We start from the raw sequence: 26,278 nt of genomic DNA on the forward strand, positions 1-26,278 counted from the left end.
AAGATTTTTTTTAGTACGAATGGCATGTGTCCAAAATTCCAACGAATATTAATAGTAAAGGTAAAACCAAATGGAATAATATAGACAATTCATTCAGTAACAGTCTAAATCATTTGCACAGTATTATTTAGCCCAGTTTCCAAACGGCAAATAATTTTTGTTCCAAAAAACTTTCATTTTGTTGAAGAGATAACGTCCTTATTATGAGTGAAGAATGACACGTTTAAGAGGATTGAAGATGGTATTATTCTCAATTATTGAGCATATATAGAACTGCTGGATTACCTTGAATCTTCGGGATCCCTAATTAAAAACGGTTAAAATAGTGTAATTAGTCATTATCACGAGAAAGGGAGGATAACTTTGAAACAAGTGAATCGTTTTACCCGAAGCTTTACATTGCTAATGCTGGCATTTTTCATGTTTAGTGGGCAGGCTGCTTTTGCTTCTTCAGCTTCAATATCATCACAGTCCACGCCAGATCTCTTGATAAGGCAGATCATGGGATTAGCCTATGAATCCCAACAATCCATTAACAGTAAACCATTTTCTGTAGGTGATTCGTTGAAGAAAGTGGAAAAAGACTGGGGTACACCGGAAGATTTAAGTACAGTTGCAGCTAATTATTGGAGCCGTAATGTCCGATTCCTCTATGACGGCTCAACAGGTAGAAAAACGATTACCGCCATTGAGGATTTTGATCCGCAATTGCAAACGATTCATTTATCTAAGTTGAAGGGATTGATTGGTGAACCTGTAAGTGAAGAGGAGCAAGAAGGAATGTATTATGTCACTTATACTGATTACGTAAATTATAAAGTGGTCTTCGTGTTCGAGAGCGCCTGGATTAACCCTGATCCAAGATTGAATATGTATACGGTCGAATTTGCGTCCGATTAATGAGTAAAAGACATAAAAGGATCGTCCCGTTATTTCAGAGGGGCGATTCTTTGAATTTGAATGGTTGAAGGTTTTTCATGATCCAAATCTTTTAACTCGTATATAAAACAAATCCAAGATGTAATATCGTGAAAATTTGTTTCGGTATCTAATCGTTCTAATCAATATTGTTCAGCCATACATTAAAAAGATGTAAGTAGAATGATTAAGGGGGAACTGCTTTGTCAGAAGGTGTGCATAGTATCATTTTACCTGTTTCAATAAAAACGGTATGGGGATTTGTCAGTGTCATAGATCGTTGGGCACCTCTTGTCCCAGGATATATCAATCATGAGATGATAAATGAGGGGACACTTATTTGGGAGTTTAAAAGCGAATTGGGATTAATGAAGAAGAAAATTAAACTTGAAGTGAATATATTGGAATGGATGGAACCCGATAAGGTAACATTTAAACTTAAGGGAATAAATGAAAAATTTGATGGACATGGCTATTTTTTAGCAGAACAGTGCGGAAATGGACAGACTAAAATGACTGGCTGTCTGGCGATTACGGCAAAAGGAGCTAAAGCCCCTATCGTCAATGCTTTGTTAAAAACCTACGTTCCCCAAATGACGATCGAGTTTTCTGAGGCAGTTGCACAAAGTCTCCTTGTACAAAAATAGAATTTACATATTGGAGCTATCGTTATTGTATATTGGCACTTGACAATTATACCTTAGTGGTATGTATTATAAATTGTAAGATTTTTATTAAGCAATCATTTCAAACTGAATGGGTTTTATGATGGATGTCTGGATAGAATTCATAAGTAATTGGCAGGGTAGGAGGCCTCACATGGAATATGATAAGCAAGTTAAAAATAGAGTGAAGCGAATTGAAGGACAGCTTCGTGGGATATTGAAAATGATGGAGGAAAACAAAGATTGCAGAGATGTTGTCACGCAGTTATCTGCCACTAGATCTGCCATCGATAGGACAATTGGAGTAATAGTAAGTTCCAATCTTGTAGAATGCGTCAGGGAGGCTAATGAAACCGGAGAAAAGAATCCCGAAGAGCTAGTGAAAGAAGCTGTTAATTTATTAGTGAAAAGCCGGTAAGCAATTATATTTTATTGTTATTGTTGAATTGAAATTTTTAAGGCAATGATTATAAGACAACCTGACCAACCTGAGGATTTTTAGTGTTCAGGGTGGATGGATTTTTTTAAAATGGGCCTCTACAGGAAGAGGTCCATTTTTGTGAATTCTCTGTTTTCATTTCTGATAAGCAAATCCTTTGATATAAAGAATTTGCATGGTATCCTTAAAGGGATAAAAATTGAGTGAGGGTATACTATGGAATTTACGCATGTTACATCGGTTTTGCTGGGCCTCGTCATCATTCTAAATATTTTATTTGCCACGGTTGTCATATTTTTTGAAAGAAGGGAAGCGAGCACGACCTGGGCTTGGTTATTGGTGTTATATTTTCTGCCTGTAGTCGGTTTTATTTTATATCTTCTTTTTGGTACGAGTTTAAGACACGCCCACTTATTCCAATGGGAGGACAAGAAGAAAATCGGGATTGAAGAAATCCTTGATAAACAGATGGAAGAGCTTTCAACGGATCATTTTCCTTTTCGAAATGCTTCTTCAAGTAATTACCGTGATTTGATTTATATGCATCTCCGGAACAATGATGCCGTGCTTACTGAAGATAATCAAGTCGATATTTTTACAGAAGGAAAAATTAAGTTTGACCAGCTTTTTAAAGATATTGAAGCGGCCGAAAACCATATACATATACAATACTACATCATTCAAAGGGACGGCCTGGGTAAACGATTCATTGAAGCTTTGACTAAAAAAGCGAATGAAGGCGTCAAAGTTCGGCTCCTTTATGACGAGCTGGGTTCTAGAGGGATGACTAAACGTTTCTTCAGGGAATTTAGGCAGGCTGGAGGAAGAGTGGAGGCATTCTTTCCATCCAAATTAAAATTTATAAATTTACGGCTGAATTTCCGTAACCATCGAAAGCTCGTCATCATAGATGGAAAAGTAGGGTATGTTGGAGGCTTTAATGTTGGAGATGAGTATTTAGGGCTTAATCCAAAATTCGGTTATTGGCGTGATACACACCTTCGAATCAAGGGGTCGGCTGTCAAAGCCATTCAAACCCGTTTTATCCTTGATTGGAATCAGGCATCAAAGCACCATGATATAACTTATCAGCCTCATTATTTCCCTATTGTAAAACCTCAAGGCAATATAGATTTGCAAATAGTGACAAGTGGGCCGGATTCTGAATGGGAACAAATTAAAAATGGCTATATTAAATTAATTTCATCAGCAAAGAAATCGATTCTCATTCAAACACCTTACTTCATACCAGATGCAAGTTTATTGGATGCACTCAGGATTGCCAGTTTATCAGGATTAGATGTAAAGATAATGATTCCTAATAAACCTGATCACCTTTTCGTTTATTGGGCAACAACTTACAATGCAGGGCAGTTATTAAGAGCGGGAGCTAAGATATACATCTATGATAACGGCTTTATTCATGCGAAGATGATCGTGGTTGACGAAGAGGTCTCCTCGGTGGGAACAGCTAACATTGATGTCCGAAGTTTTAAATTGAACTTTGAAGTCAATGCCTTCATTTATGATGAAGGAATGGCCGAAACACTGACAAGGATTTTTTATAAAGATGTCGAAGTCTGCAGGCAGCTTACAATTGAAGAGTTTGAAAAGCGTTCAAAGTGGATTCGTTTTAAAGAGTCCATTGCACGGCTGGTATCACCGATTTTATAGCTTTATAAATAAGCGGCCCATTACTATAAGGGCCGCTTCTTTTGGTACAATAGATAATGATTCAAAAAAGGGGGGAATGCCGTGAAAACTTTTATAATCACAGGTGCTTCAAAAGGTTTAGGTGCAGCGATTGCCAAGGTATGTTTGCGGACAAGTGATCATTGCATTTTAGTTTCCCGTACAGCTCATCCTGAAATGGAGGAGATGGCTGACCAATCCGGGACGAAACTTACTTTTATATCGATGGACTTGAATGAAACTGAAAAGTTACCTTCCTTGGTCAATGAGATACTTGCTGCTGTCGATGAAACAAGTGACATTTACTTCATTAATAATGCAGGTGTCATTGAACCGATAAAGCCGGTAGGAAACCTTGGTAAAGTAAATTTGGAAACCAGCATGCGGGTGAATTTCATGGCACCCATCCTATTGGCGGATGAATTCGTTAAACAGACTAAGGACTGGAACAGAAAGAAGGTAATGGTGAACATATCTTCAGGTGCAGCAAAAAATCCTTATCATGGTTGGGCAGCCTACTGCAGTACCAAGGCGGGGCTAGAAATGTTCACCCGGGTTGCAGGGTTGGAACAGGGTAAAGTGTCCTTCCCTACGTCTCTCATATCTTTTTCACCAGGTGTAATGGACACGGAGATGCAAGAGACAATCCGGTCAGCAGACGAACGGGACTTTTCCGATCGAGACAAATTTCATGATTATAAAGAGAAGGGCATGTTAAGGAGCCCCGAATTTGTGGCAGAAAAACTATTGAAGCTTCTGGAAGTGGAAGATTTGGAGAATGGGAAGTTCTACGATATTAAGAATTTGCTTTGATGTATGAAAGAATGGCTGAAACAGAAATCAATTGATGTCCTATAGCGTGGGGGGTGTCCTTTTTGGACAGCCTCTTTTTTAAATATTGCATCTGAAGACTAAAAATCCAAGATATCATCATAAGGAAATATGATAATTCGTTCTATCTAATTACCTGGATAACATAAACTTTTTGGAGGGGGTTTGGAGGGTTTTGAATGACGATCATTATTGTAAAAAAAGGAGACAGTCTTTGGCAAATTGCTACGAAAAATAAAGTTGACCCATCGAGGATAATTGAAGTCAACGGATTGGAATCAACAGCTTTGGTTCCTGGCCTGGCACTGTATATACCTGATGAAAATGTGGTGAATCGGAGGTATCTAATTAAAAGTCGGGATACCCTCTCTGGAATCGGCATTCGTTTTGGAACGAGTGCAGCGGCAATCACGAAGGCAAATCCAGGACTTGTGGCGAACTCGCTAAAGGTCGGCACGGAAATTTCGATACCGTCTCCTTACAAAAATCAATTGATTACGCTGGGATTTGCCTTTCCGGCTTCAGGCGGAGTAGTATTTGAAACACTTGAGGAGAATGGTGATAAATTATCCTATTTAGCCATTGTAGCTTATACCTTTACCAATGAAGGCTATGCATTCGTTGATGGTGATGATCTCCCCCTTATCGCGAAATGCGAGCAGACCGGGGTGACGCCGCTATTGATGATCCGGAACTTTAAAGACGGTGATTTTGATGCTGACTTGGCGGGTGGTGTCCTCAATAGTCCAGTATACAGAGCGAATTTAATCAATAGTATGCTGAATTTCGTTAGGGAGAAAGGCTATGGGGGTGTCAGTATGGACATCGAATTCATCCCGCCTGCCAGACGTTCTGATTATGTGCTTTTTTTAAAAGAATTAAAGGTGGAGTTGAACGAACTGATCCTGCATGTGAATGTACATGCAAAAACAGCGGATAATCCTGATAATCGAATCGTAGGCGGTCATGATTATCGGGGGATTGGAGAGGCAGCCGACCTTGTTGCCGTGATGACCATTGATTATGGGTATCCAACTGGCCCGCCTGAACCAATTTCCCCAATTTGGTGGATGGGCGAGGTTCTCCGTTATGCATTGTCGATAATACCTGAGTATAAATTGCAGTCGGCATTTCCTATGTATGGATACGATTGGATAGTCCCAAGTAATGAGACGAAGGCTTTATCAGCTCAAAATGCCCAAAATCTTGCCATTGCAACTGCGGCGGAAATCACTTTTGACACTTCAGCGGCTTCACCTACCTTTACTTATCGAAGAGAGAATTCGAATCATGTTGTGTGGTTTGAAGATATTCGTTCGATAAGTACAAAATATGAATTGATTGATGCATATGAACTGATAGGTGCAACTTATTGGCAGATAGGTTTGGAATTCCCACAGAATTGGGCGTTTATCGAACAGAATATCTTCATTATCAAATAGAATGAATGGGGCGGGCGGTGATAAGAGAAGTTGAGGATATTTTTGCTTGTTTGGTTGTGTGACTTTTTTCAGGTCCAAGCCAATCACACCAAGCAAGATTTATGAGCGCCAATCGTGTTCGACTGGCCTTGAAACCAATAAAAAGAAAGGAGCCATGGAAAAAAAAGGCTCCTTTTCTTTAACGGTGAATCGAAAGGAATGCAAGATCAGCTAGGCATATTGGATGACTTGACAGTGATTGAGTGCAACTCCTTCCCATGTAAGTCCTTCCTTTTAAAAATTGCATAAAGAAAGGCAAGGAATATCAGGAGGGAAGAAAATTGGAACGTTGTTTTGACACTGTATGTTTCCGTTATATAACCCAGTAGTAAGACAGAACCGGCAAATGTAAGATTGATGACCGCTCCCCAAACTGAATAAATTTTCGCAAGAGTCTTTTCCGAAGCATGGTCTTGGAATAGCTTTGTGTAAATCACTTCCCGGATTTGTTCCGGAAGACCGTACAGGCATGCCAGCAGCAAAGCCAAAGCAGGAATATTGGTAGTTCCAAAAAGCAGGATCAACAGTGAACTGAGAAATAGGCCGAAAGTGATGAAGAATCCTATATATTTTTCTAGTGACTTAGCAAAACGGATGACGATCAATCCACTGAAAATCATGCCGATAAAGTAGCTTGTGTTAATGTATCCCCACCACTCCTCACCAAGTTGCAGGTTCTGTTCAACATACACATATATAACGGCAGCTACCCACACGCTTGAAGCTAGAGTTGTGATAAAATCAATGGAAATTAGCGTACGGATAGTTGGAATTTGGCGAATCGCCACCCATCCGGATTTAATCGAATCCCAGTTTGACGGATGAACAGTGTCCGTTGTTTGTCCTGAGACTTCAATTTTTACTGTATAGAATGTTGAACCGGCAAATAGTATGACCGTTAGCCAAATAATGATACTGCTGTTGGTACTTATTAATAAAACGGAACCGAGTGGCCATCCTGCTACAAAGATGATCTGGGTGACCACATTCAAGAAACCATTCGCTTTCATCCGTTCTTCCATTGGAACTAATTGTGGAACCAAAGCTGCGCTAACCGGGGCAGCGACTCCATCCAATAATGAAATCAAGGCAATGAAGAATATAACCGGAACAGCAATCCCATGATTGGTATTTGTTATATAGATTCCTAGGACACCGAGTAAGATAGTTTTCCACCATTGAGATTGTACAAGGATTCTTTTTAAAGGAAACCTGTCGATGACAACGGGGGCAAGCAGACTGCTGATAAATCGAAAAATCGTTGTGGTGAAAGGGAGCAAACTCAAATAAAAAGCCGATCCCGTTAAGGTATATAATAGTGAAATCAACCCGACTACATAAAATATATCCCCTAGATTTGCAAACGCCTGACCTATCCACAGGGACCGAAAAGATGTGTTTTTCATGAATACCATCCTTTTGCGAGAATAAAGTCCATTGATATTTAGAATGGATTTTCTTATTTACACTGGATTCACTCCTTCATTTAATAGAATGCTTGAGCCGGGTTGGGCTGGTTTATATAGATGATTTTACCATAATATGAACTTGGCGGTTCTGAAATGCTTGCTGATTATTGAATATGGAATTATACTCCTTAATATATGTATAAAAGGAGAAAAATTTGATGATTCGACGTTTTGCTTCATATTACCTGCCGCATAAGCGGTTATTCATTATTGACTTCTTCAGTGCAGTGGTCGTTGCTGTACTTGAACTTGCATTTCCGCTAGCCGTTCAGTGGTTTATAGATACACTGCTGCCTGGGGACGATTGGTCGGCAATTGTTACGGTAAGTGCCGGTTTGTTCCTTCTTTATATCATTAGTACCTTCTTACAGTTCATCGTAGGGTATTGGGGTCACAAATTGGGTATAAATATTGAGACTGATATGCGTGAGGAATTATTTGAACATGTGCAAAAACAATCTTTTCGTTTTTTTGATAACACGAAAACCGGTCATATCATGAGCCGCATAACCAATGATCTGTTCGATATTGGTGAACTTGCTCACCATGGTCCCGAAGATTTATTCATTGCCTTCATGACTTTTATAGGCGCATTTTGGATTATGTTGACAATCAATGTGAAACTGGCACTCATATCGGTTTGTATTTTACCATTCCTCGTTTTACTAATTGTCATAAGTAATTTAAAGATGAATAAAGCCTGGAAGAAGATGTATACAGAAGTTGCAGATGTAAATGCCCGTGTGGAAGATAGCGTCTCTGGTGTGAGGGTTGTACAATCCTTTACGAATGAAACATATGAAATGAAAAGATTTTCTACTAATAATCGCAGATTCCGTAAAGCTAAACTTCTAGGATATAAAGTAATGTCCTTTAGCTTATCAGGCATATACATGATGACGAGGTTTATGACCCTTGCCGTGTTGGTGATGGGAGCCTGGCTAACTTTTCATGGGCAGCTCTCATATGGTGAATTGGTTGCATTCGTCTTGTATGTTAACGTATTATTTAAGCCAATCGACAAAATAAGTGCGTTGATGGAACTCTATCCAAAAGGGATGGCCGGCTTTAAGCGTTTTACGGAACTTCTGGATGTCGCGCCTGATGTCGAGGATAAAAAGGATGCAATCGCGGTAACTACCCTATTAGGGGATATTTCCTTTAAGGACGTTTCTTTTAATTATGAAGACAAAAAATCCGTTTTAAAACGTATTGATCTTACTATTAAAGCAGGTGAAACCATCGCTTTTGTCGGGCCATCAGGAGCAGGGAAAACGACCATATGTTCATTGATCCCACGATTTTATGATGTTAATGCCGGTTCAATTTCAATTGATGGGATCGATATTCGTGAGATGACGAAAAAGTCATTGAGGTCACAAATTGGCATTGTCCAGCAAGATGTGTTTCTTTTTACAGGAACTGTAAAAGAGAACATTGCGTACGGAATGCTTGATGCAACGGATGAACAAATTCTGGAAGCAGCAAGGAAAGCCCATTTAGAGACTTTCATTGAAGGACTTCCAGAAGGTTATGAGACACAAATAGGAGAACGTGGTTTGAAATTATCAGGAGGACAGAAACAACGAATTGCAATAGCAAGGATGTTTTTGAAAAATCCGCCAATATTAATTCTCGATGAGGCAACCTCTGCACTTGATACAGAAACGGAAAGAATAATTCAGCAGGCCCTTACTGAACTTGCTGAAAACAGAACAACGTTAATCATCGCACACCGATTGGCAACTATCCGAAACGCTGACAAAATCGTTGTAGTAACGGAAGAAGGGATTGCTGAAGAGGGCGGACACGATGATTTACTTAAGCAGGGGGGCATTTTTGCCAATCTGCATCAATTACAATTCCAAAAATGATAAAAAGCTATATGTCCTCACGAGGATATATAGTTTTTTTAATAGGATTTGAATGGAGTTCAATCAATAATGACTAGATAAACGACAATTTCAAAATGACATTTCAAAAGGAATCAAACAGATCCAATTTTAATGAAGTAATTGAGAATGGGATAAACATTTGCCGTTATTTAGATTTGGTAAAAAAGTGATATAGAACGAGGAATCCTGTATACCGAGACATGAATACTTGCAAAAACTGCATTGGAATCCGTTGCATTCTCTTGTCGGTGAACGAAAAAGATGATATACCTGCTGATGTTCGGAGGAAAACTTGAGTTAATGCGTCTTGAGGTGGCTGAAGTACTTATAAGAGGCATGAAGATACAAGAATCCGAGTAAGCTATTGTAAACGCGTTTAAAGAGATTATTCAAAATCGCTTATTGGAGAGGATGCGGAATAATTCAAAGAGTGCAATACTTAAATTCAAGCTAAACTCCTTAATATTCCATTTTCTGCTTACTTTCTGACGACATCCTCGGAGATCTTACTCACCCATGTCTCAACGCTTCATATCTATATGCTGTTCGTGAGCTCCTCCTTAAGATGAGTTTTGGTTTGTGTACGCTCATCATACTGAGGGGCTCTATTTTTTTCAAAGCCGATATATAATCCTCTACAGGAATGCTAACGGAGCAAGATAGTTCAAGAACAGTTATTGAAGATTCGTAGATATTAAGTGAATTTAACGAATTGGAGGAGGATTAATGAAAGCAATTGTGTACACAAGGTACGGTCCCCCTGACGTTCTTCAACTGAAAGAGGTAGAAAAGCCTGCTCCTAAGGAAAATGAAATACTGGTGAAAGTGAAAGCGACAACGGTAACAATGGGGGATATTCGGTCACGGAGCTTTACAGTTCCCCTCTCTGTTTGGCTGCCTGCTCGAATAATAATGGGATTACGACATCCCAAGAAATCCATTTTGGGCTTGGAGTTATCTGGGGAAGTTGAGTCAGTAGGTAAAGATGTCAAGTTGTTTAAAGCAGGTGACCAGGTTTTTGCAGCTTCCCAAGTGGGGTATGGTGCTTATGCCGAGTATAAGTGCCTGCCTGAAGACGGACCAGTTTCGATTAAACCCAATATTTTATCTTTTGAGGAAGCCGCATCCATTCCAATTGGGGCGCGTACAGCATTGTTTTATCTTAGAAAAGCTAACATTCAGAGTGGTCAAAAGGTTCTTGTCTATGGTGCTTCAGGAAGTGTAGGAAGTTATGCAGTACAAATTGCCAAGTATTTCGGAGCAAAAGTTACCGGGGTTTGCAGTACCACGAATTTAGAATTGGTAAAATCTCTTGGAGCCGATAAGGTCATCGATTACACTTCAGAGGATTTTTCCAGAGATGGTGAGACCTATGATGTTATCTTTGAAGCTGTAAACAAGAGTCCATTTTCAGCTTGTATGAAATCGCTGAAGAAGGACGGAACCTATCTAAATGTCACCGTACCGTTACCCGGTGTTCGAATGCTATGGACTAAATTGACAACCAGCAAGAAGCTGATATTGAGTCAAAATTCACCTGAAACCCCCGAAGCTCTAAACTTCCTCAAAGAACTTGTTGAGGCGGGGAAGTTAAAAGTGGTCATTGACAGATATTATGCGTTTGAAGAAATAGTTCAAGCCCATAGATATGTCGAGAAAGGACACAAGAAGGGAAATGTCGTAATAAGTATGGAACATAACAGCAAATCCTAATAAATGAAGCTCTATCCAATCACATCAGGGCAGAGGAATATATTCATTGAAACCCATACATCATGAAATATGTTTATAGGTAGGAAACCATGGAAGAACAAAAGTGAGTTTACTATCAAGCTCTTAAAAAGCTAAAGGGTGCGTTCTTATTAAAAGGTTAGCCGGTTCAGACTGGTTGACCTTTCTTTAAAATGGAAATCTGATATCTCAGTAGCCAGGGTAGTTTGTACGGGTGTTATTGAGGAGCGCCTCTGATCGAAATAGGCCATGATTTTTTAGAGGAATCTAGTTTTAAGCAAAGGGAGTGGAAAAATGTTTCCTATATTAGAAACAAAAAGGTTGGTCTTGAGAGAATTGGTTGAAGGTGATGCATTAGATATATTAAAATGTTTTTCCAATCCAGATGTATTACGATATTATGGGCAAACTCCATTAACAAATACAGATCAAGTGAAGCAAATAATTAGGAATTTTTCTAAGAATTTCGATGAAAAACGTGGTATTAAATGGGGAATTGAATTGAAAGGGATGGATGGCATCATTGGAACAATCGGATTTCAAGAATGGTCTCATGAACATAAGAGAGCAGAACTGAGCTATGCACTTTTCCCAAATTATTGGGGTAATGGTTATGCAACAGAGGCTGTCAGCAAGGTGATTTCTTATGGTTTTGAAGAGCTTGACTTAACGCGTATTGGAGCAATTGTTTTTATTGAAAATAAAGCATCCGATAAGTTGTTGACAAATTTAGGTTTCAAAAAAGAAGGGATATTGAGAAATTATATGTACCAAAATGATGTTTCATTTGATACTAATCTATATTCTTTATTAAAGTTAAAATCCTAATGCTATTAAACTAACGCATCCTTAGTTGTAGATCGGAGCTGTCTAGAAGGCAGCTTTTTCTTTATGCCTCTATCTGGGCTGATTAGTTTAACAAGGATAATTCACGATTTGAATAGAATAGGTAGAGTGTAGGCACATTTGCTGGAAATGAGGTGGCGTCGACTATCATAAGGAAAATTCTTAGTTTATTGTTTTTGTTTGTATTTCTTGGTTTAATTGCTTGTAACATAGATGTGGTCAAAGAAAATGATGAGGAAAAAGAGGAGAAACCTGATAAAGAGGAAAATGTGGTCAATGTAGAAGAGGCAGAAAAATTATTTATAGATTATAGTGCAGAACTATATACCATTAAAGATCCATCCAATCCCCCAACTTTTGATGAAATTGCAGAAAATATTAAAGTATATTTAACAGAAGAACAATATGATGCAGAAATCGCAAACCGTAAATTTCAAATACCAGAATTGGTATCCAAACAAATTAAAAAAAGTATTGAAGTACAAGATGTGAAACTTGAAGAACAAAGCAAAAATGATGATGGCACAATAGATTACTTATATATAATGAAATTTAAAGTTTATGACGAGAACTCATCTAAAATTTATGAGAAAGAAGGAGAACTAACCCTATCCACCATAAAAAATGAATTAAAAATCGATCGTGATTGGAGCAGGGGAGTGAAGATTGACGGTTTAGATGGTGGACTTTAATACAATTTGATATAGGATTTTAGAGCTTTGCGTTAGTTCTGTAATTATAGAACGCACATATTTGATAGTTTAAATGGGGGTTCGTTTTGTTTTCAAATATTTATATTACCCAACCTATAATCATTCAAATTGGAAATAGGAAGAATGACCCAGTGACATTAATTGCTTAACGATTTATCTTAAAGTTGAGGTGTTCTAATGACAAAACTAAATAAAGTAACGTTAAACAAAAGATTGCTAGCTACCGGTTTTGCTTTTACTATTTTATGTACAGGTTTAATCGGTTTTAACCATGCAAATTTTAAGGGGTTAGCACCAAGTGTAGTCAATGCAGCTACTACTGTAACCCATACAGCAACCGCTAACCTGAATGTCCGTACAGGTCCTTCTACTGCCAATAAAATTATAGCAACCGTTAAACAGGGCACAAAGCTAACGGTATCTGGAAAAGACGTGAATGGTTGGCTAAAGGTTAGCATAAACGGTCAAACAGGTTATGTTAGTAGTAAATATGTAAAAATATCAAACTCTGGCTCTAGTACAGCTACTGTAACCTATACAGCAACTGCTAACCTGAATGTCCGTACAGGTCCTTCTACAACTAATAAAATTATAGCAACCGTTAAACAGGGCACAAAGCTATCGGTAACTGGAAAAAATACGAATGGTTGGCTAAAGGTTAGCATTAACGGTCAAACAGGTTATGTTAGTAGCCAATATGTAAAGGTATCCCTTCCTTCTTCTGACGCCATACAGGTTGTTGCAAAGCCTGAAAGTATTCCAGTTCTAGTCAATAAAAAAAATAAGCTACCAGAAAATTATGTACCAAAAGACTTAGTATATACGTCGATACCGTTTACTTTTAAAGAAAAGACAGAAAAGAGAAAAATGCGAAGTGAAGCAGCTGCTGCCATTAACAAATTATTTGCGGAATCCAAGAAGCAGGGAGTAAGTCTCCTCGGTGTATCTGCATACAGATCACATGCTACACAAGTTGCTCTATTTGATTATTATGTAAAAAGGGATGGTTATGCAAAAGCTACCACATACAGTGCGATACCTGGAACAAGTGAGCATGAAACAGGCCTCGCTATTGATGTGACAGGGGGAAATGGTAAATGCGCGGCACAGGATTGCTTTGGAGGTACTAAAGAAGCAAAATGGCTTCAGGCACATGCAGATGATTATGGCTTTATTATCCGATACCCTAAAGGAAAAGAATCAGTTACTGGGTATAAATATGAACCATGGCACCTTCGATATGTAGGCAAATCAACAGCTCAAACCATTATGAGCAACGGAATTACTCTTGAAGAATATTATTATACCAGAGCCGTTCAAAACTAAAGAAATTCCCTTAAAGAGTTATAGAGCTAAAACTATAAAACCTATACGTAATGGCCAGCCTCATCAAAAATTTGATGAGGCTATTTATTATTTGGTAAACTACCAAGAATTATGTAAAAGAGATAGAGGTTGTACACTAAAAAATCAATCTATTTCTATATATAAATCACAGAAAAGAATCCATTTTGATTAATATCTTTACAATGACAAAAATCAGAAAAAGACCAGAATTTTAAACATGATCTTTTTCAATCCCCGAAAATTTTGATAAGCTATCGGACGTTCGTTAGATATTTTGCGTGTACATATTTTGTTTCTTTACCGTTCTGAATTTTGTATCAAGGAACTGCTCTTGGAATTTTATTTTACGATACCATTTAATACATTCCATGATGCACTTTGAAAACCGGCATTTTTTGTTTACTTAAACGCTAACCTTCGCCATTTCTTAAATATCATACTTCTAATAAACTTTACTCGTTTTTTGGGTTTTTATATTCACAATGGAAGATGCCGTTGTATCTGGTTTTGTAAAAGGAAATGGAAACGTTGCTCAGTTTTTATTATGACAGCTGCCAATCACGGCAAAATGCAAGAAATACATCGGTTAGTATACATCTTGAAAAACAGGCGGCAACCTTTTCTTAGGGAACTATAGGGCAGTTATAGTTATTAAGAATTATTGGATAATTTATGAACTATACGATGATTATAAAAGGAAGAATGAAAAACTAATTTTTACCAAATGAATTTTGCTGGATACCACAGATTTTCTTTGTTATAAGCGATTCTGTTTGAATCGATTATAGTAAAAATCTTAGGGATTTTTTCTATGTATTTTAGAAAGTTTTAAGATTTGTGTGATATGGTTCTTTTAGTTCTAGAAAAATTATCGTGGGAAACAGTATGTTGCCGACAAGAACATTAGATAAATGATGAACATTCTAAAAAGAGTAAACGTGAGATCGAAACGGGGTGAAAATATTTGTCAATTAAAATGAGGTTTCTGTTGTCCTACGTTGGAGTAATCCTTATTTCCATCGCCTTATTTTTAGCAGCCGGATTTTTACTTATTTTTGCAATAACAGGTGATGTGAAATCGATAGAGCATTTATACAAAAAATCTTATCTCCAAAAACCTTTGACTGCAGTAGAGGAAAGTGTGTTTCTCGATTTAAAGCTTTTGGCAAAAAATAACCCTGAGCAGCTTCTAAACGAAGAACAAATGAAGAAGATTGAACAAAAGGATATTAAGATTGTCGTTAGAAAAGATAAAAACATTGAGTATGCTTCCCCAACACTAGATAAGATAGGATTGGTTCCATCACTTCCCAAGTTCGAAGAAACGAACATCAATACGCGGGACACAATCAAAATGAAAGACTCTTTTTTCACATATGTGAAGTTTGATTTTTATTTTTCGGATAAAAGTGAAGGAAGTATTTTTGTATTGAGAAAGGCAAGTTCCTATGCCGAGTTGACTCGGGAATTGTTTCCCATTTTATTCGCTCTATTGCTATTATTGTTTGTAATGATTATAGGACTTTTAAATTATTTAGTTTCACGAAGCATCATCAAACCCATCTCAATACTTAAAGAAGGCGCAGAGCGGATAAAATCAGGAGATTTAAACTTTGAAATCAAAGCGTCTTCGAATGATGAAATCGGACAATTGAATAGAGCGTTTGAGGAAATGAGAAAAAAGTTAAAAGAGTCCGTAAACATTCAGCTTCAGTATGAGGAAAATCGTAAAGAACTCCTTTCCAATATTTCTCATGATTTGAAGACACCGATCACTTCGATTATGGGATATGTTGAGGGGATTAAAGACGGGGTAGCAAACACCCCGCAGAAAATGGACAAGTATTTATCGACTGTTTACCTAAAAGCAAGAGATATGGATTCATTGATAGATGAATTGTTTTTATTTTCCAAGCTGGATTTAAAAAAAGAACCCTTTACTTTTGAAACGGTCAGACTAGATAAATATTTGAAAGACTACGTAGAAGAACTTCAACTGGATTTACTTCAACAAGGAATTCAGATTGAACTTCATGTGATGAATAAACCGATATATGTGACAGCGGATAGAGAGAAATTAAAACGCGTATTGGCCAATCTAATCAGCAATTGTGTAAAGTATATGAATAAAGATGAAAAACACATTTCCATTTCTCTGCATGAAGGACTATATGATGTAGTTGTACAAGTAACAGATAATGGCTATGGAATAGAATCTTCTGCTTTGCCTTATATTTTTAACCGCTTTTACCGTGCTGAGCAATCTAGAAATTCTCGGACAGGTGGAAGTGGTTTAGGACTTGCGATCGCGAAAAAAATTATCGGCGAGCATGGAGGAGATATTTGGGCTACTAGTGAGATAGGAAAGGGTACAAGTGTCTTCTTTTCCATAAAGAAAGGTGAGGAAATGTGAAAAAGATATTACTTATTGAAGACGAAGTAAGTATTGCAGAATTGCAAAGGGATTACTTGGAAATTAATGATTTTAGTGTCGATATAGAACATACAGGTGATGCAGGTCTCCAACAGGCCCTTCAAGTAAATTATCATTTAATCATTTTGGACATCATGCTTCCAGGGTTGAATGGATTTGAGATATGCAAACAAATACGTGCCGTCAAAAATATCCCGATATTGCTTGTTTCCGCCAAAAAGGAAGATATTGATAAAATTCGGGGGCTTGGTCTAGGGGCAGATGATTATATTACAAAGCCCTTTAGTCCAAGTGAACTAGTTGCAAGAGTGAAGGCGCATTTAGCGCGTTATGAACGTTTATCAGGAAGTCACCCCAAATCCAATTCAATCTATGTTCATGGAATTTCTATAGATAAGTCAGCACGCAGAGTTCATATAAACGGAGAGGTGATTCCGTTTACAACAAAGGAATTCGATACGTTAGTGTTTTTTGTCATGCATCCGAATCAAGTATTAAGCAAAGAGCAGCTTTATGAAAATATTTGGGGATTGGAATCGGCTGCAGATGTTTCGACTGTCACCGTCCATATCAGGAAACTACGTGAGAAAATTGAAAGAGATCCTGCACATCCTAAATATTTGGAAACCGTTTGGGGAGCAGGATATCGTTTTAATGTTTAAAAAGTATGTATTATGACCCGTCACGAAGGTGGCGGGATTTTTTTATAAACATTAAGAAATTTTATTAATAAGTTAATCTTTTTTTAAGAAATTGTTTAGAGGGAGTTTAAGAATAAGCACTAACATAATGTAGACGGAATAACAAAGCGGCTAAAAATTAAAAGGGAGAAAAAATCCTCATGGATAGAACAAGCCATTTTATTTGCACATCAGTATAACTGAAAAAGGAGGAAGCGGCTAATTCATTGCTACCGATTCTATTGATAAATGGAACCAAATGACCCGAAAAATCACGTGGAATGACAGTAATTCAAGAAGCGTACCGTAAAATGGGAAGCGATTTCTCTGAGACAGTTAGACTTTAATCCAGGGGCGAACCTTGTTCTATGTGTCAGGGGCCATACGATGGCCGCCCGCAAGTTTGCTGCTTCCCATAAAAGAAAAGCTGCTTAATCCCAAATCGCACGTCATAGTAAAAGGCGTTCAAAGCCTTTTGATTTATGGATCAAGCGCAAAAATAATAACAAATAATTACAGGATGGTGTGTTTCATGTGGAGACGGCTATCAATTTTCATTGGATGCCTTTTCTTCCTTCAAGGATGTGTCTTAGATAATGAAAGAGAGCTAAATAAACAAGAAAAGGAGACAGGCAAAGGTATGAATGAACAACTGATCCAAGCTGCAGAACGTAAAGACACGGAAACGGTAAGAAGGTTGATCGAGCAAGGTGCAGATATTAATACACAGGACTCAGAAGGGCGAACTGCCACTATGATTGCGACTTATATCAATGATGTAGAGACTGCAAAAATACTAATTGAAGCGGGTGCCGACGTCAACATCCAGGATAACATGGAAAATAACCCTTTCTTGTATGCCGGTGCAGAAGGTTTTAAAGATATTCTAAAACTTACGATTGAAGCTGGTGCCGACCCGACAATTACTAACAGGTATGGTGGAACGGCTTTAATCCCAGCTTCGGAACATGGATACGTGGATATTATTAAAGAACTTGTTACTACTGATATGGATATCAATCATGTAAATGATCTCGGTTGGACAGCTTTGCTAGAAGCCATCATTTTGAATAATGGTGATGGGAACCAGCAACAAACAGTGCAATTGTTGATAGATCATGGGGCTGATGTCAACATTCCTGATAAAAATAATGTGACCCCTTTACAACATGCACGCAAGAAAGGATTTAAAGAGATTGAACAAATTTTACTAAAAGCAGGAGCAAAATAACCAGATCATAGATGAATCTATAATTGCACTACTAAATAATAAATACAACAATATACAATGAGGAGACAAAAAAATGAATAAAAAAGCAAAAATTTCATCTTCTATACTACTGGGGTTAACATTGACCATAACGGGATGTAACACAAACGCACAAGACAATCCTAGTGCACAGAAACATGAACAAACTGCTAAAGAGAGTAAACAAGAAAATAAGTTAACCGAAGGACAGGAATTGACTAAAATCCTTAGTAGCACGAATTGGCAAGGTACAAAAGTTTATGATAAGAATAATAATGACTTAACAATGGAGAATGCTAACTTTATTGGACTTGCGAAATATGACGATGAAGCATCCAGATATGAATTTTTTGATAAAAATACAAAAAAAAGTCGTGGTGATAAAGGAACATTCTTTATCACCAACGGGAAGATGCGAGTGTTAATTTCAGAATCAATGGGTTACCAAGCTGTTGTTGAAATAACGGAACTGAATAAGGATATGTTTACCTATAAAAGAATGGGTAAAGATGCTAATGGTAACGACGTAGAGGTGTTTGTTGATCATATTCCTTATAATGAAACAGAACTTACATTTACTGATCCAGATAAAACTTTGGAAACTTACACAGGGGAAGTAGATACAGACGTTGATGGAGACAAAATTTTATCTAGCACCCCATGGCAAGGAACAGTGGCGTTGGATGAAGAGGGAAATGATGTATCTAGCTATAATTCGAATTATTTAGGTCTAGCAAAATATGATGATAAAACAAATAAGTATGAATTTTTTGATGCTAAAACCGGTGAAAGCCGAGGTGATTACGGCTATTACGATGTTGTACATGGAAATAAGATAAGAGCCCATGTTTCACAAGGGAAAAATAAGTATGGCGCAGTTCTTGAACTTACAGAACTTAATGAAAATAAATTCACTTATAAAAGAATCGGTAAAGATAAAGATGGAAAAGAAATAACGATAACAGTTGAACATATCCCTTATGAAGGTGATTTAAAACTAAAATCAACTAGGTAAAATATAAAAAAGGGATTTTGCATTAATAGCAAAATCCCTTTTTTTAGATAGTAAAAGAATAGTGGTTCAAGTTTTTCACGCGTTAAACTGTTCAACAGATGTTTCTAGGTCATTAGCGAGTTTTACCATTGATGAGGTCGAGGAAGAGATGTCCTCCATGGATTTTGCTTGTTGATCGGTTGAATGTGCCACGTGCTTTGAAGCCATGGCTGTTTCCTTCGTTAACCCAGCAAATTCTTCTATCGAAGCATTGATTTCCTGTGAACTTGCGGCCATTTGCTCGGTAATGGCGGATATTTCTTAAAAGATTTTATGGTCCGTTTAAAAGTTTCTTTTGTATTCAGGACAAATTTTGTCCCTTCCTCTACCTCTTTCGTTCCAGTTTCCATCATTTTCACTGATTTATTTATGATGGATTTAAAATTAAGCAGGGACTCTTGTATATTGATCGCAGATTCCTTGGTGCCGCCCACTGCCAATTTCCGTACCTCGTTAGATACCACCGCAAAACCTTTACCCTGTTCACCGGCTCTAGCAGCTTCAATAGCAGCATTTAATGATAGCAGGTTTGTTTGCTCTGCAATTCCTGTAATTAAATGTACAATATTCACAATCTCATTTGCTTGTTCGTCCAATTTTTTTATTTCTGAACTTGTTTGCAGCATAACATCTTTTACTTGTAAAATTTGATTTGAGAGTTCATTAATATCTTTATTTCCAATGGACATTCTAGTTGAAACATGATTTGTTTGTTCACTGACTTCTGACGAAGCTTCGGCAATTCTTTGTATCCCCATGGTCATTACCTCGATGACCCTAGATGATTCTTCACTTCTGTGCAATTGCACTTCTGTAGCTCCTGCAACTTGTTGAATGCCTTTAACGATATATTGTGTAGAGATATCCATTTCTTTGATTTTGTGTTCGATATCACTTGATGAATCCAAAAGCAGTAAGGATGATTGTTTCATGGAGTTTACGATCATCATTGTGTTGGTAATCATTTCTTCAAAGGATTTCACACTAAAACCTTGATTTCGTCGTTTCCGTTTACCCTCGTTTGGCCAATCAGCTCATTGGCTGTTAATAAATTTCCTTTGGAGATTTCCTTTGCAGCCATGCTTACCTTGTGAAGGGGGCTTAACTTTCTAGTAAAGAACCATATTAGAGCACCCACTATGATTGCCATTAAGATTACATTGATTATTATTGTTAGGGGAAGGATCCCATTAAGAACCTTGCTCGCAGTAGCATCGACTTTGCTGGCATCAATATCTACCCCTAATATTCCAATGACCTCTTCTCCTTTCATTATTGGGACAAAAACGGATAAATAGTCACCATAATCAGGGTCATGAACAATGTAAGTGGTAGAAACCTTTCCCTTCATAACGCTTTCAACATCCTGGAATGCAGTTACGGTTGTAGGGGTTAAAATTGGCGATGCCTTTTTATCTCCCTTATTCATTCCATCTATAAGAATATGAACTTTTTCGCTTTTTTCATTAATCCCCAATGTATATACATATAGTGCTCCAGTTTTTTGTTTAAAATCGTTTAACTGTTCGCGTATTTCCCAATAGGTTGGGGTTTCAGATTGATTACTTAAAAAATCAGCATAAGACGTTGGATTAATGCCTTAAGCAATGTTGCTTGCTAAGTCTAAGCTGCTCGTGGCTATTGTTTTCTCTACCGTATCATTTGTACTCTTATACATTAAAAGTAAACTTCCAATTAATGCAACGATCATGCCTACTAAAAGAACAAAACCTATTTTCGTACTAAGTCTATACATCTTTGTCTTTTCCTTCCCGTGTTATATATTAACCAGCATGTTCTATATATCGGTAATAAATAGATATCTTTAAGAGTCCCTGTTAAAAGCCTGGGGTAGAGTTTTTTAACCGGATGTAAGAGAGGTTCATAATGAATGGTCTCAATAAAAAAATTTTTATCAATGGCAAGGATGAAAAAGATGTAAATCTATTAAAATGTGGAAAATGAACTTTTGAAGGAAAAGGGCGGGTCAATATACTTAATAACAAGGGGAAAATTAAACAAGCGAATACCAATCTAATGAAGCGGATGATCAAATAAGAAAATCAAATATTGGCCGAAAGCATCATATCATTTGATATCCCGAAAAAATTTTAACAAGTAAAAAATTTATCTTATTTTCATTCGAAGGGTCTAACTTTTTCTAATAGGATAGAGTGGATTAGAAAAGATAAACTATAGCCGTGGTAATGATTGTTTAAATAATGTCGCCTTAACCAAATGGAAAGTAAAGCAATTCTTAAAGAGAAGGCTGATTATTCAGCTGGCAAAACGAAATTCCGACTCAAAGCTCTGTAAAAAGGAGTAGAAGAATGTACTTTAAGTAGAACCTTTGGTTTTGTTTGGTTCCCTATCTTAGAAATATCCTAGTATAGAAAAAATCAACTTTCATCTTGCCTGTTTTGATTCTGCAATTAGCTGACTGGAAAGGGCGTTGGTTAAAAAGTTTTAATGATTGACATATTGATATGTGACAAAAGGAGTATTTTTTAAATTGTTATAAAATTCAAAAAATGGTTTGACATTAGTAAAAATGGAAGCTTATAATCAACGTAAGATCCTGAATTCGAAAACAGGGTTTTACATTATAGAACAAACTCTTCGTTTTTTAGAAAAGTAATAAATGCAAATGTAAAACGTCATAAGCGGTATAGTGTTTTCCTTACTCCGAGTAAAACAAAAACGGGGTTTTACATTATAAAACGATTTCACCTTTGGCTTATACAAGAGTATGGAGAAGTAATTAATATCAGTCCGTTATGATAACGCTTACAAAAAACTTTGGGGAGGGTTTTATTTGAAAAAAAGAAAGCTTTTTGTATTCTCCACAGGCTTTACTCTTGCAGCGGCATTGCTTTTATCAGGATGTGGTGGTGGTGAAGGAGAAAAAACCAGCGGATCTGGAATTGAAAAGAAAACGATTAAAGTGGCACATTATTTTGCCGAAAATCATCCTCAGAACATTGCCTTAAAAGAAAAATTTAAAAAAATGGTTGAAAAAGAGAGTAATGGTGAACTTAAGGTTCAGATTTATGCAAACAGTACATTAGGTGCAGAGAAAGAATTCTATGACGGTGTCAGAAACGGAACAATCGAAATGGGTGTTCCCGGGCTGATCATGCAGTCGGACATTCCGAAAATGGGTGTTCCGGAATGGCCATTCCTATTTAGGGATTACGACCATGTAAAGAAGGTATTGAATGGACCTATTGGAGAGGAATTGACAGAAGAGCTTGATCCAAAACATGGAGTGACACCTCTTTCATGGAGTGCAAATGGATTTAGGATGTTTTCGAGCAATCGTCCAATCAAGAGTATGAAAGATTTTGATGGACTTCGACTTAGAATGCCGAACATCCCTAATTACATAAAATTAGGTGAATCATTAGGGGCAAACGTAAGCCCATTACCTATTTCAGAAGTTTTTACCGCACTTGAACAAAAGGTGGTGGATGCTCAAGATAATCCCATTGCCACGCTGAGATCCTCGGGGTGGAATGAAGTTCAAAGTGATGTTCTAGAATCCAAGCATATGTTCAGCCCCAATATTTACATTATTAATAGCAAATTCTTTAACGGTCTTACAAAGGAACAACAAAAAATCATTCAAAAAGCAGCAAAAGAGTCAGCAGCATATGAGTTTGATTTGATGGAAAAAAGTTACGACGATGACAAAGCGTTTCTTAAGGATAATGGTATCAAGTTCACTAAGCCTGACGAAGATTTTTCACAAAAAATGTTAAAAGCATCTCAACCTGTTTATGATGAAGTCTTTGAGGAAAATGACTGGGCAGAAGAGCTCGTTGGAAAAATAAAAGCAGAATAATGCAGGCGCTCTAGATAGGAAGGGGGAGATGTATAGGTGAATAAAATTTCCAGAATCTTAGAAAATTCGTTGAACATTATTATGGCTGCTGCGTTAGCAATAATGGTCGTACTCGTGTTTGGTAATGTAGTTCTTCGTTATTTCTTTAATTCAGGGATTACTTGGTCAGAAGAAATGTCAAGATATCTCTTTATTTGGTTGACGTTCCTAGGCGCCATCGGAGCTTTCAAAAACAAAGAACACTTGGGTGTCGACATGGTCATCAAACGGCTCCCGATTAAGATGAAAAAAGTGGTACTCGTTATTAGTGATTTGTTGATGCTTTTCGTTCTTCTCCTGATCCTGGATGGCAGCTGGAAAATGACGTTGATAAACATTGACAGTACAGCACCAGCCACCGGCATGCCACTGGCATTTGTATATGGGACAGGTATTCTTGTGAGTGTTTCAATGGGCAGTATGATCATTTTCAACTTGTATCGGATTTTCTTCAATAAAATTAAAGACGAAGAATTAGTGATGATAAGTGAGTCAGAAGAGTTAATTTCTCTCCATGCTGATGAATTTGCTTCAGATATTAGGATAGCTAAGGAGGAGAAACAGGGATGATAGGTGTATTTGTCGGATCTTTACTGGGAGCCATGGGACTTGGAATACCTATTGCCTTTGCCTTACTTGTGAGTAGCGTAGTGCTAATGTACTTTCTTGGTATTTTTGATAGTCAAATTATCGCGCAAAACCTTATCAGTGGTGCGGATAACTTTCCTCTAATGGCCATACCGTTTTTTATGCTGGCTGGAGAAGCGATGAATAGGGGCGGATTATCACGGCGTATCGTTGAGATGGCAATGAAGATGGTTGGCCATATCAAAGGAGGTCTTGGCTATGTAGCGATCATTGCAAGTGTGTTGTTTGCAAGTTTATCCGGATCTGCTGTTGCAGATACAGCAGCGCTTGGAGCTATATTGATTCCAATGATGGTGAAATCTGGTTATGATGTGAACCGGTCAAGTGGGTTAATTGCATCAGGTGGTATCATTGCTCCGATCATTCCACCAAGTATTGGCTTTATCATTTTTGGTGTCGCGAGTGGTGTGTCCATTACAAAGCTGTTTATGGCAGGAATCGTACCAGGTATTTTACTTGCGGTTGGACTTACGGTTACCTGGGCAATTGTTGCACGAAAAGATAAAGTCGCGGTTAATCCTCGAGCATCAGCAAAAGAAATACTTATCTCACTCCGACAAGGCATATGGGCTCTATTCCTGCCAGTCATTATCATTGGGGGGTTGAAATTCGGCCTATTTACCCCGACTGAGGCTGCAGTGGTGGCTGCAGTTTACGCAATATTTGTCGGTCTTGTAATCTATCGTGAAATGAAAGTGAAAGATTTGTACGATGTCTTTGTTCATGCGGGAAAAATGACAAGTGTGGTCATGTTTTTGGTCGCCGCAGCACTTGTGTCATCCTGGCTGATAACTGTAGCCGATTTACCTGGCCAGGTAATTGGATTGCTGGAACCATTCATGGATCATCCATTCCTTCTATTAATAATGATTAACTTACTGGTTATCGTAGTTGGAACTGCAATGGATATGACGCCGACAATCCTTATTCTTACACCTGTCTTGATGCCATTGGTGGTCGCTGCAGGAATCGACCCAGTTTACTTTGGTGTCCTGTTTATCCTGAATAATGCCATCGGTTTACTTACACCACCGGTCGGAACCGTATTAAATGTCATGTGTGGCATAAGTAAAATCAGTATGGAAGATATCATGAAGGGAATTTGGCCTTTCTTGCTCGTTGAAGTGATTGTATTGATCTTGTTGATTCTGTTTCCTTCCTTAGTAATGGTTCCTCTAGAATGGTTTACCTCCTAACGGAATTGAAACTGGTAAATTGGGTTTTATGCTGATATTCATCATATTTTTTAGGAGGGAAATCAAAATGAATAATTTGTTCAAACGTTTGGCGGTTGGAGTTTTACTGCCCGCAGTACTATTATTAAGTGCTTGCGGAAGCCAAAATGAAAGCGCTACAGCTGACGGTATAAAGGAAAGGACAATCAAAGCAGGAATTGGCAATAGTAAAATGCATCCACAAGGGCAGGGGATGGAAAAATTTAAAGAACTGCTTGAAGAAAAAAGCGGCGGGAAAATGAAAGTCAAAAACTTCTTTGATGCTACTCTTGGGGATGATCAGAAAATGACAGAAGCTCTTCAAGGTGGTTTACAGGAAGTAACAGTGCCTTCAACTTCTCCACTTGTTGGTATGATTAAGGAATTTGGAATTTATGACTTCCCATTTGTCTTTAATAATGAAGAGGAAGCTTATACAGTACTTGATGGTGCAGTAGGCAAAAAACTTTTGGATAAGTTACCGGAACATGATTTAGTAGGTTTGGGATACTGGGAAAACGGCTTCCGAAACATAACCAATAGTAAACATCCGGTTAAAACGGCTGATGATTTCAAAGGTCTTAAACTTCGTACCATGCAAAATGAAGTGCATTTAGATGCATTTTCAAAGTTAGGGGCGAATCCATCGCCGATGGCCTTCTCTGAAGTATTTACTGCGTTGGAAACTGGCACTGTTGATGGGCAGGAGAATCCACTCGCAACAATTCAAACCCAAAAATATAATGAAGTGCAAGACTACTTAAGTCTTACAAATCATGTATATACACCATTTGTATTCCTTGTAAGTAAAAAGTTCTGGGATGACCTATCAGAACAAGAGCAAAAAATCATGAGTGAGGCTGCACAAGAGGCTGGAAAGTATCAACGGGAAGTTAACCAAAAAGAAAATGAAAAAGCACTTAAGTATCTAAAAGAAGAAGGAATGAAAATCAATGAAGTAGAGCCGGAAGAAATGGAAAAAATGAAGAAAGTCATCCAACCAGTAACGGACGAATATGCTCAGAAATTTGGTCAGGATCTAGTAAAAGAAATGATGAGCGAAGTTGAAAAAGTACGCGGTAAATAATC

Annotated in this window: 23 protein-coding genes; 19 read left to right on the forward strand and 4 right to left on the reverse strand. The window is 37.7% G+C overall.

Annotation, left to right across the window (positions count from 1 at the left end):
- Positions 1-372 precede the first annotated feature (372 nt).
- From QUF94_RS12690 to QUF94_RS12715, 6 genes are all read left to right on the forward strand, one after another.
- Positions 373-900 carry a DUF4309 domain-containing protein gene (locus QUF94_RS12690; RefSeq protein WP_289318363.1) on the forward strand — a complete coding sequence of 176 codons (528 nt, stop codon included), beginning with the start codon at positions 373-375 and terminating at the stop codon, positions 898-900.
- Positions 901-1,121: 221 nt separating this feature from the next.
- Entirely contained in the window at positions 1,122-1,565 is a 444-nt protein-coding gene (locus tag QUF94_RS12695; protein WP_289316170.1) for an SRPBCC family protein, read from the forward strand.
- Positions 1,566-1,737: 172 nt separating this feature from the next.
- A complete protein-coding gene (locus QUF94_RS12700) occupies positions 1,738-2,001 on the forward strand; it encodes a metal-sensitive transcriptional regulator (protein ID WP_283896419.1) in 264 nt (87 codons plus the stop codon).
- Positions 2,002-2,238: 237 nt separating this feature from the next.
- On the forward strand, positions 2,239-3,696 hold the full coding sequence (gene cls, locus QUF94_RS12705) for a cardiolipin synthase (protein ID WP_289316171.1): 1,458 nt from the start codon (positions 2,239-2,241) through the stop codon (positions 3,694-3,696).
- 81 nt (positions 3,697-3,777) lie between these two features.
- Positions 3,778-4,527, forward strand: a complete 750-nt coding sequence (locus QUF94_RS12710; protein ID WP_289316172.1) for a (S)-benzoin forming benzil reductase — start codon at positions 3,778-3,780, stop codon at positions 4,525-4,527.
- A 197-nt stretch (positions 4,528-4,724) separates the two neighbouring features.
- Positions 4,725-5,987, forward strand: a complete 1,263-nt coding sequence (locus QUF94_RS12715; protein ID WP_289316173.1) for a LysM peptidoglycan-binding domain-containing protein — start codon at positions 4,725-4,727, stop codon at positions 5,985-5,987.
- A 206-nt stretch (positions 5,988-6,193) separates the two neighbouring features.
- Here the strand turns inward: QUF94_RS12715 and QUF94_RS12720 are convergent, their stop codons facing one another.
- The gene (locus QUF94_RS12720; RefSeq protein WP_289316174.1) at positions 6,194-7,432 is read right to left on the reverse strand and encodes an MFS transporter; all 1,239 of its coding nucleotides are present in this window, start codon (positions 7,430-7,432) and stop codon (positions 6,194-6,196) included.
- A gap of 221 nt (positions 7,433-7,653) precedes the next feature.
- Here QUF94_RS12720 and QUF94_RS12725 point away from each other — a divergent pair, with 221 nt between their 5' ends.
- From QUF94_RS12725 to QUF94_RS12765, 9 genes are all read left to right on the forward strand, one after another.
- Positions 7,654-9,369, forward strand: a complete 1,716-nt coding sequence (locus QUF94_RS12725) for an ABC transporter ATP-binding protein (protein WP_289316175.1) — start codon at positions 7,654-7,656, stop codon at positions 9,367-9,369.
- 747 nt (positions 9,370-10,116) lie between these two features.
- Positions 10,117-11,103: an NAD(P)-dependent alcohol dehydrogenase gene (locus tag QUF94_RS12730; RefSeq protein ID WP_289316176.1), complete on the forward strand. Its 987-nt coding sequence runs from the start codon at positions 10,117-10,119 to the stop codon at positions 11,101-11,103.
- Between the two features lie 312 nt (positions 11,104-11,415).
- Positions 11,416-11,949, forward strand: coding sequence for a GNAT family N-acetyltransferase (locus QUF94_RS12735; RefSeq protein ID WP_289316177.1), 534 nt, complete (start codon positions 11,416-11,418; stop codon positions 11,947-11,949).
- Positions 11,950-12,182: 233 nt separating this feature from the next.
- Positions 12,183-12,659, forward strand: coding sequence for a hypothetical protein (locus QUF94_RS12740; RefSeq protein ID WP_289316178.1), 477 nt, complete (start codon positions 12,183-12,185; stop codon positions 12,657-12,659).
- Between the two features lie 198 nt (positions 12,660-12,857).
- On the forward strand, positions 12,858-14,006 hold the full coding sequence (locus QUF94_RS12745) for a D-alanyl-D-alanine carboxypeptidase family protein (RefSeq protein ID WP_289316179.1): 1,149 nt from the start codon (positions 12,858-12,860) through the stop codon (positions 14,004-14,006).
- 985 nt (positions 14,007-14,991) lie between these two features.
- Positions 14,992-16,440: a sensor histidine kinase gene (locus QUF94_RS12750; RefSeq protein WP_289316180.1), complete on the forward strand. Its 1,449-nt coding sequence runs from the start codon at positions 14,992-14,994 to the stop codon at positions 16,438-16,440.
- Positions 16,437-17,123 carry a response regulator transcription factor gene (locus tag QUF94_RS12755; protein WP_289316181.1) on the forward strand — a complete coding sequence of 229 codons (687 nt, stop codon included), beginning with the start codon at positions 16,437-16,439 and terminating at the stop codon, positions 17,121-17,123. Before QUF94_RS12750 ends, QUF94_RS12755 begins: the two co-directional genes overlap by 4 nt.
- Positions 17,124-17,673: 550 nt before the next feature.
- Positions 17,674-18,372, forward strand: coding sequence for an ankyrin repeat domain-containing protein (locus tag QUF94_RS12760; protein ID WP_289316182.1), 699 nt, complete (start codon positions 17,674-17,676; stop codon positions 18,370-18,372).
- A gap of 73 nt (positions 18,373-18,445) precedes the next feature.
- Positions 18,446-19,405, forward strand: coding sequence for a DUF4822 domain-containing protein (locus QUF94_RS12765; RefSeq protein ID WP_289316183.1), 960 nt, complete (start codon positions 18,446-18,448; stop codon positions 19,403-19,405).
- A gap of 75 nt (positions 19,406-19,480) precedes the next feature.
- Here QUF94_RS12765 and QUF94_RS12770 read toward each other — a convergent pair whose 3' ends face one another.
- From QUF94_RS12770 to QUF94_RS12780, 3 genes are read right to left on the reverse strand one after another with little or no spacing between them, the layout of a single operon-like run.
- Positions 19,481-19,681, reverse strand: a complete 201-nt coding sequence (locus QUF94_RS12770) for a hypothetical protein (RefSeq protein ID WP_289316184.1) — start codon at positions 19,679-19,681, stop codon at positions 19,481-19,483.
- Positions 19,645-20,409 carry a methyl-accepting chemotaxis protein gene (locus QUF94_RS12775; RefSeq protein ID WP_289316185.1) on the reverse strand — a complete coding sequence of 255 codons (765 nt, stop codon included), beginning with the start codon at positions 20,407-20,409 and terminating at the stop codon, positions 19,645-19,647. Before QUF94_RS12775 ends, QUF94_RS12770 begins: the two co-directional genes overlap by 37 nt.
- 14 nt (positions 20,410-20,423) lie before the next feature.
- A complete protein-coding gene (locus tag QUF94_RS12780; RefSeq protein ID WP_289316186.1) occupies positions 20,424-20,921 on the reverse strand; it encodes a hypothetical protein in 498 nt (165 codons plus the stop codon).
- 1,338 nt (positions 20,922-22,259) lie between these two features.
- On the opposite strand from QUF94_RS12780, the gene QUF94_RS12785 reads away from it, so the two are divergent.
- The 4 genes from QUF94_RS12785 to QUF94_RS12800 all read left to right on the forward strand — a co-directional run bounded on the left by QUF94_RS12785 (position 22,260) and on the right by QUF94_RS12800 (position 26,276).
- On the forward strand, positions 22,260-23,288 hold the full coding sequence (locus QUF94_RS12785) for a TRAP transporter substrate-binding protein (RefSeq protein ID WP_289316187.1): 1,029 nt from the start codon (positions 22,260-22,262) through the stop codon (positions 23,286-23,288).
- Between the two features lie 36 nt (positions 23,289-23,324).
- Positions 23,325-23,897 (forward strand): TRAP transporter small permease, encoded by a 573-nt coding sequence (locus tag QUF94_RS12790; RefSeq protein WP_289316188.1) that lies wholly within the window; start codon positions 23,325-23,327, stop codon positions 23,895-23,897.
- Entirely contained in the window at positions 23,894-25,171 is a 1,278-nt protein-coding gene (locus tag QUF94_RS12795) for a TRAP transporter large permease (RefSeq protein ID WP_289316189.1), read from the forward strand. The genes QUF94_RS12790 and QUF94_RS12795 overlap by 4 nt, the downstream gene beginning before the upstream one ends.
- A 67-nt stretch (positions 25,172-25,238) precedes the next feature.
- On the forward strand, positions 25,239-26,276 hold the full coding sequence (locus tag QUF94_RS12800; RefSeq protein ID WP_353957670.1) for a TRAP transporter substrate-binding protein: 1,038 nt from the start codon (positions 25,239-25,241) through the stop codon (positions 26,274-26,276).
- The last annotated feature ends 2 nt before the right edge of the window (positions 26,277-26,278 follow it).

This window comes from Peribacillus sp. NJ4 (assembly GCF_030348345.1).
Taxonomy (GTDB): Bacteria; Bacillota; Bacilli; order Bacillales; family DSM-1321; genus Peribacillus.

Coding starts and splice junctions, on each gene's coding strand:
- QUF94_RS12700 (WP_283896419.1), top strand. CDS start 1,738: ATGGAATATGATAAGCAAGTTAAAAATAGAGTGAAGCGAATTGAAGGA.
- cls (WP_289316171.1), top strand. CDS start 2,239: ATGGAATTTACGCATGTTACATCGGTTTTGCTGGGCCTCGTCATCATT.
- QUF94_RS12715 (WP_289316173.1), top strand. CDS start 4,725: ATGACGATCATTATTGTAAAAAAAGGAGACAGTCTTTGGCAAATTGCT.
- QUF94_RS12720 (WP_289316174.1), bottom strand. CDS start 7,432: ATGAAAAACACATCTTTTCGGTCCCTGTGGATAGGTCAGGCGTTTGCA.
- QUF94_RS12725 (WP_289316175.1), top strand. CDS start 7,654: ATGATTCGACGTTTTGCTTCATATTACCTGCCGCATAAGCGGTTATTC.
- QUF94_RS12730 (WP_289316176.1), top strand. CDS start 10,117: ATGAAAGCAATTGTGTACACAAGGTACGGTCCCCCTGACGTTCTTCAA.
- QUF94_RS12735 (WP_289316177.1), top strand. CDS start 11,416: ATGTTTCCTATATTAGAAACAAAAAGGTTGGTCTTGAGAGAATTGGTT.
- QUF94_RS12745 (WP_289316179.1), top strand. CDS start 12,858: ATGACAAAACTAAATAAAGTAACGTTAAACAAAAGATTGCTAGCTACC.
- QUF94_RS12760 (WP_289316182.1), top strand. CDS start 17,674: ATGTGGAGACGGCTATCAATTTTCATTGGATGCCTTTTCTTCCTTCAA.
- QUF94_RS12765 (WP_289316183.1), top strand. CDS start 18,446: ATGAATAAAAAAGCAAAAATTTCATCTTCTATACTACTGGGGTTAACA.
- QUF94_RS12770 (WP_289316184.1), bottom strand. CDS start 19,681: ATGGCCGCAAGTTCACAGGAAATCAATGCTTCGATAGAAGAATTTGCT.
- QUF94_RS12775 (WP_289316185.1), bottom strand. CDS start 20,409: ATGATTACCAACACAATGATGATCGTAAACTCCATGAAACAATCATCC.
- QUF94_RS12795 (WP_289316189.1), top strand. CDS start 23,894: ATGATAGGTGTATTTGTCGGATCTTTACTGGGAGCCATGGGACTTGGA.
- QUF94_RS12800 (WP_353957670.1), top strand. CDS start 25,239: ATGAATAATTTGTTCAAACGTTTGGCGGTTGGAGTTTTACTGCCCGCA.